The 13868-nt window shown below is 69.1% G+C and carries 8 protein-coding genes; 1 reads left to right on the forward strand and 7 read right to left on the reverse strand.

Annotation, left to right across the window (positions count from 1 at the left end; translation table 11 throughout):
• Positions 1 to 106: 106 nt before the first annotated feature.
• From NVU01S_RS11840 to dprE1, 5 genes are all read right to left on the reverse strand, one after another.
• Positions 107 to 3502, reverse strand: a complete 3396-nt coding sequence (locus tag NVU01S_RS11840; protein WP_043680588.1) for an arabinosyltransferase domain-containing protein — start codon at positions 3500 to 3502, stop codon at positions 107 to 109.
• 40 nt (positions 3503 to 3542) lie between these two features.
• Complete coding sequence (locus tag NVU01S_RS11845) at positions 3543 to 5411, reverse strand: glycosyl transferase (protein WP_156522223.1); 1869 nt, start codon at positions 5409 to 5411, stop codon at positions 3543 to 3545.
• A 126-nt stretch (positions 5412 to 5537) separates the two neighbouring features.
• Complete coding sequence (locus tag NVU01S_RS11850) at positions 5538 to 7475, reverse strand: arabinofuranosyltransferase (RefSeq protein ID WP_373864196.1); 1938 nt, start codon at positions 7473 to 7475, stop codon at positions 5538 to 5540.
• A gap of 313 nt (positions 7476 to 7788) precedes the next feature.
• A complete protein-coding gene (gene dprE2, locus NVU01S_RS11855; protein ID WP_043681452.1) occupies positions 7789 to 8550 on the reverse strand; it encodes a decaprenylphospho-beta-D-erythro-pentofuranosid-2-ulose 2-reductase in 762 nt (253 codons plus the stop codon).
• Positions 8547 to 10034, reverse strand: coding sequence for a decaprenylphosphoryl-beta-D-ribose oxidase (gene dprE1, locus NVU01S_RS11860; protein ID WP_043681449.1), 1488 nt, complete (start codon positions 10032 to 10034; stop codon positions 8547 to 8549). Before dprE1 ends, dprE2 begins: the two co-directional genes overlap by 4 nt.
• A gap of 162 nt (positions 10035 to 10196) precedes the next feature.
• Here dprE1 and NVU01S_RS11865 point away from each other — a divergent pair, with 162 nt between their 5' ends.
• Positions 10197 to 10652: a GtrA family protein gene (locus NVU01S_RS11865; RefSeq protein WP_082032436.1), complete on the forward strand. Its 456-nt coding sequence runs from the start codon at positions 10197 to 10199 to the stop codon at positions 10650 to 10652.
• Positions 10653 to 10664: 12 nt separating this feature from the next.
• Here NVU01S_RS11865 and NVU01S_RS11870 read toward each other — a convergent pair whose 3' ends face one another.
• Together NVU01S_RS11870 and NVU01S_RS11875 are read right to left on the reverse strand one after the other, a co-directional pair.
• Positions 10665 to 11297 (reverse strand): pyridoxamine 5'-phosphate oxidase family protein, encoded by a 633-nt coding sequence (locus NVU01S_RS11870; protein ID WP_043681446.1) that lies wholly within the window; start codon positions 11295 to 11297, stop codon positions 10665 to 10667.
• A gap of 238 nt (positions 11298 to 11535) precedes the next feature.
• The gene (locus tag NVU01S_RS11875) at positions 11536 to 13722 is read right to left on the reverse strand and encodes a molybdopterin-dependent oxidoreductase (RefSeq protein ID WP_043681443.1); all 2187 of its coding nucleotides are present in this window, start codon (positions 13720 to 13722) and stop codon (positions 11536 to 11538) included.
• Positions 13723 to 13868: the final 146 nt, after the last annotated feature.

The following is a 13868-nucleotide window of genomic DNA, read 5'->3' on the forward strand; positions in this document are numbered from 1 at the left end:
CGTCCTGTGATCGCACCGTGAATTTGCCGTCCAACCGGTCTGTTTACGATATTTTTTCGCCGCCGCAACACCCAACCGGTCGGTTCGGGGGCGCGGCGGCGACCATTCAGCCGCGTGCGCGGATCGGATCGTCCTCGGCGAAACCGCTGCGCGTTTCGACCGTGCCGCCGATCACGGCGGGCCGGGCATTCGGGTCGTACGGGGTGAACTTCTCCAGCGAACCCCAGTCGCGTGACCAGTCGTGTTCGAGGTAGCTGGGGACGGTCTCGGATTCCAGCAGCAGCCCGGTCCAGCCGAGCGGTCCACCGCCGATATCGTCCTGCCAGGCGTTGGAGGCGTCGGAGCCGACCCGGTCGGGCAGGATGCGCCAGCGCGGCATCTCGGCCACACCGTCGTGGTGGTCGAACGGACGCTGGCACGGGAACGCGAGCCCGACATGCCAGTCGAGCAGCACCGGATCCTTGCTGCCGACAACGGAATTCAGCGCGGCCAGCTTGGGCAACCGGGGCGGGGTCACCGCGAGCCACTGCTTGGGCGTGATGTCGTTGTCCACCGCGACCAAGCGCACCGCGTTCGCCTCGACCGGCAACTGGTCCAGCGGCACCCGCAGGTTGCGCCAGGACGGTGCGGGCCCGATGTCGAGCGGGTCGATCGAGCCGAGTTCGCGTACCGCGCCGCCTGCCTCGCGTACGCCGTATTCGAGGTGCAGCTCCTGTCCGTAGGTGAGCACGCCGTCGGCGTCGATGTGCCGGATCCGGCCCGCCGCGGTGATCGCGAGCACCTGGTAGGCGGGGTCGTGGCGCATGCTGTCGGTGAGGTCCAGGCCGTACCACTGTGAGGTGAGCGCGGCCTGCTGCTGCTCGTTCTCCTGGTAGCTGCCCAGGACCGGGGTCGTCGCCGGGTCGAGCCCGAACGGCAGCGCGACCGTGCTGCCGTTGATGCCGGTCTGGGCGGTGGTGCCGCCGCCGGTTCCCGCGCCGGTAGTCTTCGTGGTCTTGTTCTTGGCGTCGCTGTTCACCGAGTTGGCGCCGCCGGAGACGGTCTCCTCGGCATCGGCGGTGAGGTCGCCGGCGACCCCGTTCGGCGTGAATCCCTTTGTCTCGGCGGCCAAACCGTCGGCGGGAGCGCCGGTGAGCGGCAGCAGCAACGAGTTCTTCGTATCCGTCTCGACCAGCACCTCGTTCGCGAGGGCGCACGAATCACCGGCCAGGGATTCGAGATTCGACTTGGCGATCGAGTAGGCCGGGTACTGCGCGACCGCCGCCTTGGCCAGCGACGCGACCTCGAACAACACCAGCACCGCGGCGGCGATGGTCAACGGCGCGCTGGCGAACCGGTCGAAGCGCCTGGGCGTCAACCGATCCCGGCGATACGGCTCCCGATAGTGCGCCCACACCGCGACGAGCAGCGCGACGCCACTCAACCCGAGGAACAGGGTGGAGAAGCCCTTGCCCGCCACCAGCGGCGCCTTGTCCCACCACGGCACCCCGTAGCTGGACACGTACCACCAGCCGTTCGATCCGGTGAACGTGATCGCGAGCAGGAACAGCACCGCGGCGGCGAACAGAGCCCGGTTGCGCGGCGAGCGAATCCCTTCGGTGCCGACCGCGACGGCCGCGAGCGCGGCGAGCGAGCCGGCCAGCCCGGCGTACACGCCGAAGTGGTGGGTCCACTTGGTCGGCGTGAACATCATCAGGAACAGCGAGGCGAACACGATGCCGAGAATCCGCACCGACGGCCCGCGCGAGGTGCCGGGGATGCGGCCCTTGCGCAGCACCTGCAACACGCAGACCAGCAGGCACAGCAGCATGACGAGCACGCCGAAGCGTCGGGCCAGCGAGCCGTCCGGCGAGAGCATCAGCAGCGAATCCCACCGCGTGCGTTCGTCGAACCAGGCCACGTTCGGCCCGACGAGCGTGCGCACCCGGGTCGCCTCCAGGACGGTGGACAGCGTCTGGTCCGCGAAAACCACCACCAGCACCAGGGTTCCGGCGGACAGGCCCGGCGCGAGCAGCGCCAGATAACGGAAGATCGAGGCGGGCAACGAGTTTCGCCGGGCAACCTGGGCGGTGCCGGTATCGGCGGCGGCCGTGGGGCTTTCGGCCACGCCGCCGCCCGGTGCGGGGACCACGCCGCGGGCGCGTTTGATGATGATCTGCAATACCGGTCGCGATCCGGCGATCAGGGCCGCGATGCAGATGAGCCCGGTCGGGCCGGCCGCCAGCGAGAAGCCCGCGATCAGCACGGCCATGGCGGCGGGCAGCAGTCGCCCGGTGGCGATGGCGCGTTCGATCGAACACCAGGTGAGCAGCGCACCGGCGGCGATCAGCGGTTCGGGCCGCAGGCCGTTGTCGTAGGGCAGCCAGAAGGCGAGGAACACCAGGCCCGCGGTCCACAACGCGACCTTGTTGCGCCGGACACGAGCGCCCAAGCGCGGCAGCACTTCCCGGCTGATCACCAGCCAGCAGGTGATGCCCGCGAGCAGCGCGGGCAAGCGCATCCACGGGCTGGCGTCGGAGACCCGGGTCATCCACGCGAGCACCTCGTAGGACCAGCCGAACGGCGCCTCGGGCACGCCGAACCAGCGGTAGTAGTTCGCCATGAACCCGGCGTGCCCGGAGGCCCGCGCCATGTTCAGGATGTAGCCGTCGTCGGAGGTGTTGGCGCCGATGAAATGCCACAGGCCGAGCGTGCCGAGCACCACCGCGTCGGTCGCGCCGAACCGCCACCAGCGGGCGGGCAGGAAGCGCCGGGCTCGCCGCCCGTCACTGGTGTCGAGCAGATGCAGCGCGAGCAGCGCGACGACGGTGCTCAGCGCCGCGACGACGATCGCGGCCAGTTTCAGCGCGGTGGGGGAGGAGGAGAAGCGCGAGTCGATATCGGCGTGCACCGCGGCGCCGTCGAGCCGGTCGGCCGCCAGATCGGTGAAGACTCCGACGATCTGGGGCCGGATGTCGCGAGTCACGGTGTTGCGGAACGGCGTTCCGTCCTGCCGGGTCACGCTGGTGATCTCGGTGCTCGTCGCGGCGGCGGTCGAATCGATGGTCAGCGCCGTGCAGCCGGTGCCCGCGGTGATCTCCTCGACCGGCGCGGACAGCAGCGGCACATCGCGCAGGATCACCGACAGCACGCCGTCGGCGACCGAGACGACCAGGCCCTTGGTCGCCGCCTGACCCGACGCGACGGGCGCGGTGGACACCACGGTGCCCGCCGGTCCCACGGCCCGCACCAGCGCGCACGGCAGCGTCGCGTGCATCCGCAGCGGCACGTAGGACACCAGCGGCGCCTCGACGCTGCTCGTCCCGGCCTGTGGCCAGTCCAACGTCGCCCGGTCCTGTTTCACCGGCAGTATCGGGGTGAGCAGCGCCAGCACGAACCCGAGCAGCCCGGCGACGATGGCGATCAGGCGATATCGAGCGGCCCGATCCCGGCGCCGACCACCGTCGGCCCCGTCGCTGTCGCCGGGACGGGTGAACGCTCGAGTTGCTCGGTCCGCTCGCACGGTCGTTGATGCTAGCTACTCGACCGCCCGCTGCCGATGATCACCTCAGCTTCCAGAGCCACACGTCGTCGACGCGGGCCGGGGCGAAGCCGAGCAGTTGGGTCACGGTGGTGCGCAGCGTGTCGCCGTTCTTCGTGGCGGGCAGCACCAGGACGTCGGCCTGCCAGAAAATCAGGTCCTCCTGGGCGGCGGCGCGGGTTTCCTCGGTGATCGGCGGCACCGTGCCGGTTTCCTGCGCCTGCACGAGCAGCGCGGTGGTCGGTCGCGTCTCGGGGCCGTAGATCCCCTTCTTCTGCGTGCCGGTCGGACCGACGAAATACCCTCCGGCGAGCGGGAAGTCGAAGCCCGCGTCGGCCTGCCAGCGCAGTGCGCCCGCGTCCAGCGGTCGCGGCGGCGGCACCATCACCACCGAACCGCCGTGGACGTAGTCGCGTACCGTCCCGTCCGCGAAGAACGCGGGGGTGGCGGGCCGTTGGACCACCGGCAGGATGGTCGGCGTCAACGGCAGCAGCGCGCACAGCAGCGCGCCGAACCAGGCCAGCGGCCGCCAGTCGCCCGGCGACTCGCGCCACCAGCCGATCGCCCGCTGGGTGGCCAGGGCCAGCACCGCGGCGATGGCGGGGATCGCCGCCATGGTGAGCCGGGTCTCCAGCACGGTGCTCAGCAGCGGGACGTGTTCGGCCCAGCGCCAAGGCAATTCGATGCCGGTGTCCTGCTTGCCGAACATGGCGACCGCGCCGAGGGAGAGCACGCCGAACACCGCGATCACCACGCCCGCCGCGCGTACCACCCGTTCGCGCCAGAGCAGCGCGAGGGTGGCGGTCAGCACCAGCAGCAACGGCCAGCCGAAGTAGGCGTTCTGCTCGGTCTCGTTGATCGCGACGTTCTGTCCGGGCGCGAAGAGGCCGCCGAGGGATTCGGACGGGAACTGCACGATCGCCTTCAGATCGTTGCCCATCGGGCCGTGGTCGATGGAGCGGTAGCTCTGCGGTCCGAAAAACTGCCACCACAGCGGGATTTCGGTGAGCATGAGCGCGATCACCGCCGCCAGCAGCAGCGCGGGGGTCAGCCCGCGCAGCACGCGCAGCCCGTGCCGGGGCGTGTGCAGCAGATAGACGACCGAGAACAAGCCGAACGCCAGCGCGAAGATCAACAGCGGTTCTTCGCCGAGCGTGATCTGCAGGGCGACAAGGAATCCCAGCCAGACGGCGTCGCGGACGCGCCAGCGCCGCGCGTCGGTGTCGCGCAGGGTCGCCCGCCTCGCCATCCGGATCAACAGTCCGGCCATGATCGGAAGCAGGAGCAGCACAACGAAATTCGGGTGCGCGTTGGCATGGGAGATCATCGCGGGCGCGAAACCGCAGAACAGCCCGCCGATCGCCGCCGCAACCCGGGATTCGACCAGTTCCCGGGAGAACAGCCAGTACCACGCCGCGGCGGTGGTGGCGAGGCCGAGCGTGAGCACCAGGACGAAGGTCACCGTGGGCCCGAACAGCAGGGTGATCGGGGTGAACGGCACGCCGACCCCGAACATGGCCGTGTTGGCCATCATGTTCACCCCGGCGGGGAAGTTCTGCAGATCGGTGCCGAGCGGATTCTCCAGGTGCGCCACCGAGTGCGCGGTGACCGCGAAGAACCATTCCCACATGGTCTGGTCCTGACCGCTCTTGATCAGATACCCGCTCTGGGTGTTGCGCCACTGCCCGGACAGCACCGTGGCGGCCAGCGCCAGGTAACCGACCGTGACGAGCAGGTCGGCCCGGTGCACCCGGATCCGGGGGAGTCTTCGGCGGCGCGCCGGAGCCGACGGCTCCGCGGTGGGCACTCCGATCGCGGTGGTTTCCCGTTCCGCGATCCCTACCGCCGACCCGTCGGTGACCACCGGATCGGCCTGTCGTGCCCGTACCACCTGCAAACTTCTCCTCGGCCTAGCTGAAACTCAGCCGCCGACCCTACCCGGCAACCCTGTGTTCTGCCTGGCAGTCGGGTAGGGATGTGACGAACGGGACCCGGCCGGCCGGGGCCTGCCCGGATCTTATTTGCGCAGCGTGACCAGGGTGAACGGGCCGATATCGGTGCTCGTGAAGCGCGGATCGGCGAAGAGCTCCTTGGGGAAGGCCACGCTGTAGCGCTGCACGTTGGGATCGTTCGGGTAGACGTCCTTGGCCAGGCGCAGGGTGTAGGTGTCGCCGCTGCGCCGGAACAGGAAGGCGTCCGGGGCCCGCCACGGGCAGGCCGCCAACGCGTCGAGCAACGCCGCGGACGACTTCAGCTTGCTCCAGCTCTCGATGGTCGCGGCCCGGCCGGGGAAGTCGGCGAGCATGTTCGCGTAGTGCGAGGTGAGCGCCTGGAAGCCGTAGTACGGGTAGAAGGACAGGAAGCTGGTGTCGGCGGTGAGCAGCACCGTGTCCGAGCGCGGCCGGCCGGTCTGCGCGAGCAGTGCCGCGTCGATCGCGCGGTAGTGCGCGACCGCCGACGGGGCGCGCTGGTCGGCGCGGTTCCCGTTGCCGTCGGTGTCGGTATAGGCGGTGGTGATCTCCGGCGCGAGGATGTGCGGGATGTGCTGGGTGAACGCGAGCGCGCCGACCACCGCGACCGCGACCACGGCGATCCGGAACTGCCGCGGCTCGTTCAACGCCTGATAGATCGCCCGCGCACCCTCCACGAAACCGAACGCGCCGGCCGCCGCGAGCAGCGCGAGCAGCACCGATTCCAACCGGAACGAGAGCAGCGTGGTCCCCGCCGCGGTCGCCGCCATGGACAGCAGCGTCCACAGGTACACGGCCAGCACCCCGATGCCCAGCGCCTGCGCCCGCCGCGACGAGGCGGCCCGCACCACCAGCCAGAGCAGCCCGACCAGGCAGAGCGCGCCGCGCAGCGAGAACTCGGCCATCGGCAACGGCAGTTCGGCCCCGGATTCGGGCAGGTAGTGGAACGCGGAACCGGAGGTGGCGACCTTGCCGCTCAGCATCTTCAGCAGGTACGGCAGCCACACGAGCAGCGCGACCAGCGCGGCGAGCACGGCGATCACCGCCAGCCGGACCAGCGGCGGAACCGCCGCCCGCCAGGCCGGCCGGGTCTCGGCGTCGCCGCGCGCCCGCCGGGGATGGGCGGCGGCCCGGTGTTCGCGCACCGCGAGCCCGGCCGCGATGAGCCCCATCAGCGCGACGGCGAAGGCCGCGAACGCCGCGTACAGCGTGTAGAACGTGGCGGACCAGCCGAGGAACAGTCCGGTGCCGAGCACCGCGCCCCAGCCGCCGAGGGTCTTGCCCGCGTCGCGGGGCCGGTGCAGCGCACCCCAGGCGAGCACCAGTGCGGGCGGCAGCAGGATCACGATCACTGCGCTGTAGGCCTCGGGCGCGGCGTAGGCGACCGCGAGCGCGGTCACCGCCGCGGTCACCGCGACCGCCCAGTCCGCGCGAATCAGCTTGGACCACAGCACAAGTGAGATCACCGCCGCGACCGCGATCGAGCCGATCGCATACGGCTTGAAGGTTTCCCACCCGGTGAGGCCGAGCACGTTGGCGACCCGGCCGCCGATCCAGAACCAGCCCGCCGGATAGAACGGCGGCAGGTCGGCATAGGTCATATCGCGCAGCGCCGCGGTGTCGGTGAGCCGGGTCAGATACTCGGTGCGGAACTCCTGGTCCACCGAGACGCCGAAAAGATACAGCTTGGTCGCCGCCAGCGGCATTCCCAGGGTGAACGTGACGAAGGTCGAAACGCCCACCCAGGACAGTATTTTCGCCGCCCAGGGCCAGCGCTGCCGCCGCAGCAACGCGATCGCCGCGATCAGCAGGACCGCCGCGACGACCTGTCCGACCGTGGTCAGCGCCCGAGTGACGTTGGAGGAGTTGAACGCGGGCCACTGCACCCGCGAGAACGCCACCAGCCCAACGCCGGTCACCACCGTGGCGACCACCGCCGCCGGCAGCGCCTCGCCCACCCCGGAGCCGAGGTGGCGGGCCAGCAGCGCCCCTTTACCCGGCGTCCGCGCCGACTCGCCGTGCTCCGTCGATGCACCGCTCGGTGCGGTCGCGGTGGTCACCGCGGCGCTCCGCAGTCGTCACAGTCGAACACTCGCATGGCATCTCCGGCTTCGTTCGGGCTCGGCTTTCACGTCGGCGTCACGACGCCCGCACCGCGGCGTTCGGACGATCCGCGAACATGCTGCCAGGTCCGGTGCCGGATGTGGCGACCCATGCCGGTGACGCCTGATTTCGCGCAGGCCCGCGCGCCACCGGTGCGCCCGGCACAGCGGCGCGGACCGGTGCGGGCAGCGTGCGTCAGATGGGCAGCTTGCGGAAGATCGGGCGCGGGATGTGGCGCAGGATCATCATGACGTAGCGCCAGGTGCCCGGCGCCCAGATGAGTTCCCGGCCCTTCTGCGCGGCCGACACCGCCAGCTCGGCAATGACTTCCTTGTCCACGGTGAGCGGCGCCTCTTTGACGTGCGCGGAGAACTTGGTGCGCACCATGCCCGGCCGGATCACCAGCACGCGCGGCCCGTGCGGGCGCAGCGCCTCGCCGAGCCCGAGGTAGAAACCGTCCAGGCCGGCCTTGGTGGAGCCGTAGACGAAGTTCGTGCGCCGGACCCGCTCACCGGCCACCGAGGACATCGCGATGATCCGCCCGAAGCCCTGCGCCTTCATCTTCTCGCCGACCAGCACGCCGACCGAAACCGATGCGGTGTAGTTGATTCCGGCGACCTGCACGGCCTTGCGCTGGTTCTGCCACAGCTCTTCCGGGTCACCGTCGAGCGCGAACGCGACGATCGCGATATCGACGTCGCCGCCGTCCCAGGCCGCGTCGATCACCTTCGGGTGGCCGTCGGTGTCGAGCGCGTCGAAATCGAACAGCTCGACACTGCTCGCACCCGCCGCCTTCATCTGCGCGACGGCTTCGTCGCGCAGCGGATCATTCGGCAGGGCGGCCAGGATGATCCGCGCGGGCCCCTTCTTCAGGTATTCCGCGCAGATCGCGAGGCCGATCTCGGAGGTACCGCCGAGCAGCAGAATGGCCTGCGGGTTTCCCACGGCATTGATCACTGAAGCTCCAGCCTTCTCGCCATATCGGACATGAAAACGCCTGTGGGATCGACACTTCGGCGGATCTTGATCCACTCGTCGATCCGCGGATACATCTGGTGGAAGGTCTCCGCGCTGGTGCGCGAGTCCTTCGCGGTGTACAGCCGCCCGCCGAACTCCAGCACCCGCCGGTCCAGCTCGCTGACCAGCTCGTTGAGCCCGGGCTTGATCGGGAAGTCGACGCAGATGTTCCAGCCCGGCATCGGGAAGCTCAGCGGCGCCGGGTTGCCCGCGCCGAACAGCTTGAACACGTTGAGCGCCGAGTAGTGACCCGAGGCCTGGATGTCGATGATGATCCGCTTGAACTCCTCGACCGCCTCGGTCGGCACCACGAACTGGTACTGCAGGAATCCGTTGGAGCCGTAGCCACGGTTCCACTCCGCGATCATGTCGAGCGGGTGATAGAACTGCGTCAGGTTCTGCACCTTGCCGGTGTAGTTGCCGCCCATCGCGTAGTACGCCTCGCCGATGGAGCGCAGCGTCAGCTTGTTCATCGTCCAGTTCGGGAAGATGTCCGGCACCGTCATCAGTTGCGGCGCATCGAATTTCAGCGGCTTGCTGCGCAGGCGCTTGGGTAGCTCGTCGACCTTGGCCAGCCTGCCGCGGGTGATGGTGGCGCGGCCCAGCTTCGGCAGCGGGCTGATCACGTCGAACCAGGCGCTCGAGTAGGTGTAGTCGGCCTCGCTGCCGTCGCTGTGCGCCGCGATGGTCTCGTCGAGCGTCGTGGTCTTCACGCCGTCGTTGAGGAAGTACGCCGATTCGGTCGGCGTCATCTCGATGGTCGCGCGCAGGATGATGCCGGTGAGGCCGTTGCCGCCGACGGTCGCCCAGAACAGTTTGGCGTTGCGCTTCGGCGTGAGGTGCTGCACCTGCCCGTCGGCGGTGAGCAGCTCGATCGAGCGCACGTGATTGCCGAAGCTGCCTTCGCTGTGATGGTTCTTACCGTGGATGTCGGAGGCGATGGCGCCGCCGATCGTCACCTGCCGGGTGCCGGGCAGCACCGGAACCCACAGCCCGAACGGCAGCGCCGCCTTCATGAGCTGGTCCAGGCTGACCCCGCCGTCCACATCGACGATCCGCGTGTCGCGGTCGATCCGATGGATGTTGTTCAGCGCCGTCATGTCGACCACCAGCCCACCCGCGTTCTGCGCGTGGTCGCCGTAGGAGCGGCCGAGCCCGCGCGCGATGACACCGCGGCGCAGGTGTGGTGGCTTGCTGTCGTTGTCCTCGGCGACCATGGCGACGGCCTTGGCGATCAGTTCCGGATCGCCGGTCGAGAGCACTTCGGATGAGGTTGGTGCGGTGCGACCCCACCCGGTCAACGTGCGGGTTTGCGTCGGCAAGGCGAACGCGCTCCCGGCGTCGGCGTCCCCGTTTGTGACGGTGGCGCCGTTCTCGTTCCCGGTCGTCGTGGTGGCGGTCGGAGCTTTCGTGGACATCGGCATAGAGGCTACAGGTATGACCGGACATCCGGTCGATGTCTCTTACTCCGGAGTAGTGACATATCCGTCGCTATGGCGCTGGACACGCCCGCCGCCCACATCGCCGGTTCCCGGGCTCGGCCGGTCCGCGCGCCGCCGCGGCGGACCCCGGCTACGCTCGTGCCCGTGCCTGCCGAACCCCACCTGCCGCTGCCGGTCGAGTTGCCGCTGGTCGACGAGCCGGGCGGGACCGATGTCGACCTCAAGACGCAGATCGTCCGGTTCACCCTGACCGGCGGCCTGTCGGCGATCGTCGACTTCGGGTTGTACAGCCTGCTGTTCAACCTGATCGGGCTGCCGCGCGAGGCGGCCAAGTCGCTCAGCTTCATCGCGGGCACCACCACTGCGTATCTGATCAACCGGCGCTGGACCTTCCAGGCGCCGCCGAGCCGGGCCCGTTTCGTCGCGGTGGTGATCCTCTACGCGGTCACCTTCGCCGTGCAGGTCGGCATCAACGCGGTGCTGTACGAGGCGCTGCCGGACGCGCCGTGGCGCCAGCTGCTCGCCTTCGTCGTCGCGCAGGGCACCGCCACCGTCATCAACTTCGTCGTCCAGCGCCTGGTGATCTTCAAGATCAAGTGAGCGCTCGGCCGCTCAGCCGTTCGTGCGCAGGGCTGCGGCCAGTTCGCGTCCCTGTGCCTTGGCCCCGAAGTAGTCCCCGCCCTTCGCGCGGGTGTTGTCGGTGCCCCAGTCGCGCTGTTCCCGGTCGGCCGGGACGAGGTGGGGAATGTGCTTGCGGCAGTGGATGTATGCCTCTTCGATGTCGACGACGACCCAGCGCTCCGCCGCGCGGCCCTTGGCGTTGGCGGGCAGTCCCGGGGTGATCTTGCGCAGGGTGTCGTCGGCGATGATCCGGGCCGAGCCGTTGACGTGCAGGCCGATCAGATCGCGCACGAAATCGATTAGCAGGATGCCTACGTGCGGATTCTCCAGGATGTTGCCGAGGCTGGCGAGCACGCCGTTGCCCCGGTATTCGGGGTAGGCAATCGTGCGTTCATCGATCACGTGCAGGAAGCCGGGTTCGCCGGCGCGGAAGCTGGAGTCGCATTCGCCGTGTTTGTCCGAGGTGGCGATGAACGCCATCTCCATCCGGCCGATGAACTCGATCATGGTGTGGTTCAGATGATCGAGCACCTGGTCGTTGTAGAAGCGTGCGGCTCTGTCCTGGGTGCCGTACCGATCCTGTAGCTCGCGTTCGCCGTCGCTGCCGTGCTGCGCGCCGGGCATTCGTGCCCCCTCTGGTAGGCGGAATCGGGTTCCGTCGAGGGGTCGAGATCGCGCCCGCGACTAAACCGAAATCCTGCCCATTTTAGTCCGATTCGGCTTGGCAAAAGTACGAAATCCACGTTGAGAATGCACTGAATGCGTAATTAGCGCAAGGGTTTCCACGGATTAGCTGCATTCCGACCGGCCGGAATTTTTCGCCCGAACGGCCTACCGGAAACAGTCCGATTTTCCGCGCGCGTCAGGCCGGCGTCAAGGTCACCGGGACGCCGTTGAAAACCGCGTTGCCGGACGGGACGTCGACCACCGAATCGTCGGTCAGCACGTTCGCGTTGACTCCGGCGTGTTCCTTGGCGACGCTCTGTGCGCTGTCGGTGTGGCCCCAGCCGTGCGGCAGGCTCACCACCCCCGGCATGATCGCGTCGGTCGGCTCCAGCGGCACCGTCAGCATGCCCGCCGCCGATTTCACCACCGCGTGCTCGTGCAGGCCGAGCCGCGCGACATCGGCCGGATTGATCTGCAGCGTACAGCGATTCGAGCCGCTCACCAGCGTGGCGACGTTGTGCATCCAGCTGTTGTTCGAGCGCAGTTGCCGCCGCCCGATCAGCACCACGTCCGGCGCCGCGTCGGCCAGCCGGGCCCGCATCCGGCGCACGTCGTCGAGCAGCTGCCGCGGCGCGAGTTCCACCTTCTTCGACTCGGTCCGCAGCGCGCCGGGCAGCTTGGGCTGCAACGGCCCGAGGTCGACGCCGTGCGGATTGTCCAGCAGCACTTGCAGATTCAGGTGTCCACCGGCCCATTCGCCGTAGGGCCCGAGCCGCAGCATCAGGTCGATGCGCTGTTCTGTGGTGTCGGCTCCGATCAATTCGCCGCGCCGCTCGGTCATTCCGGCCTTGTGCAGCATGCCCGCGATGATCAGTTCGTCGACGCCGGTGAGCGGGTCGACGCCGTCGGTGCCCGCGTGCGGCATACCCGACACCGCGGCGGCCAGCCTGGTGAGCACCGCCGACTCCGACGGCCGGTCGCCCAGCGGCACCAGCGGCCGCGAATACCGCGCGTAGTTGTGCACCGCGAATTGCAGCAATGCGAAGTCGTAGTGCGGTGACTGCACGGGACGCGGCGGCGGCAGGATCACGTCGGCGTGCCGGGTGGTTTCGTTGAGATACCGGTCGACGCTGACCATGAAGTCGAGCCGGGCGAAGGCCGTGTCGAGCCGGGCGCCGCTCGGCGCGGAGAGCACCGGATTGCCCGCGACCGTCACCAGCGCGCGGATCTGCCCCTCGCCGGGGGTGTCGATCTCGTCGGCCAAGGTCGCGACGGGCAGCTCACCCATCGCCTCGGGCAGGCCACGCACCCGGCTGGTCCAGCGGCCGGGCCGGAACGGCTTGCTGCGGACGATGCCGCCCGCCGCCGCGGTCGCGAACATCGCGCCGCCCGGGGTGTCGAGGTTGCCGGTCAAGACGTTGATCGCGTCCACCAGCCACTGCGTGATGGTGCCGAATTCCGCTGTGCAGGTGCCGATCCGGGCGTAGACGGCCGCGGTCGGCGCGGCGGCCAGCTCCCTGGCGAGCCGGATCACGGTGTCGGCGGGCACGCCGGTGCGCGTCGCCACCGTATCCGGGCTGAACGCCGCTGCGGCCGTACGCAGTTCGTCCACGCCGGCGACCTCGACCCGGATATCGATGAGGTCCTCGGCGAACAAGGTGTGCACGATGCCGAACAGCAGGTACGCGTCGCTGCCCGGCCGGATGAACAGGTGCTCGTCGGCCAGCTTCGCGGTACGCGTCACGCGGGGATCGACCACCACGAAGCGGCCGCCACGGCGGCGCAGCGCCTTCAGCCTGCCGGGGAAATCCGGTGCGGTGCACAGTGATCCGTTGGATTCGAGCGGGTTGGCGCCGAGCATCAGCAGATAGTCGGTGCGATCCAGGTCGGGCACCGGCACGGTGAGCGGATCGCCGAACATCAAGCCGCTGGCCACCTGTTTCGGCATCTGGTCGGCGGTGCTCGCGGAGAAGATGTTGCGGGTGCTCAACGCCCGCAGCAGCACCGGCACGTACAGCGCGCCCGCCACGGTGTGCGCGTTGGGATTGCCCAGATACGCTGCCGCGGCTTGTTTTCCGTGCTCGGCGACGATCTGGGGGAAGCGCTGCGCGACGAGGTCGAACGCCTCGTCCCACGACGCGGTGCGCCAGGTATCGGTGGCCCGGTCGCGAATCATCGGCTCGCGCACTCGGTCCGGGTCCTCGTCGAGATGACCGAAGCTCGCGCCCTTGGGACAGAGGAACCCCTTGCTGAACGGGTCGGCCTTGTCGCCGCGCACCGCGATCACATGATCCTCGGGATCGAGGGTGATCTCCAGTCCGCACACCGCCTCGCACAGAGGGCAGGTGCGCAATAGGTTCCGCTGTTCGGTGACGTCGGCCATGCTCGTCCGCCTCTTTCGCGTGTTCCGGGCTCGAGCGTCGCGCCGGTGGCTGCCGCGCGGCGGGGTGGCGCATCGGCCGGGCTGACCCACGTACGCGCAATTCAGTCGTGACGTCCCGAGTGTCTCAATCCATAGCGTAATCGAGA

The organism is Nocardia vulneris, from assembly GCF_001613425.1.
GTDB classification, from domain to species: domain Bacteria; phylum Actinomycetota; class Actinomycetes; order Mycobacteriales; family Mycobacteriaceae; genus Nocardia; species Nocardia vulneris.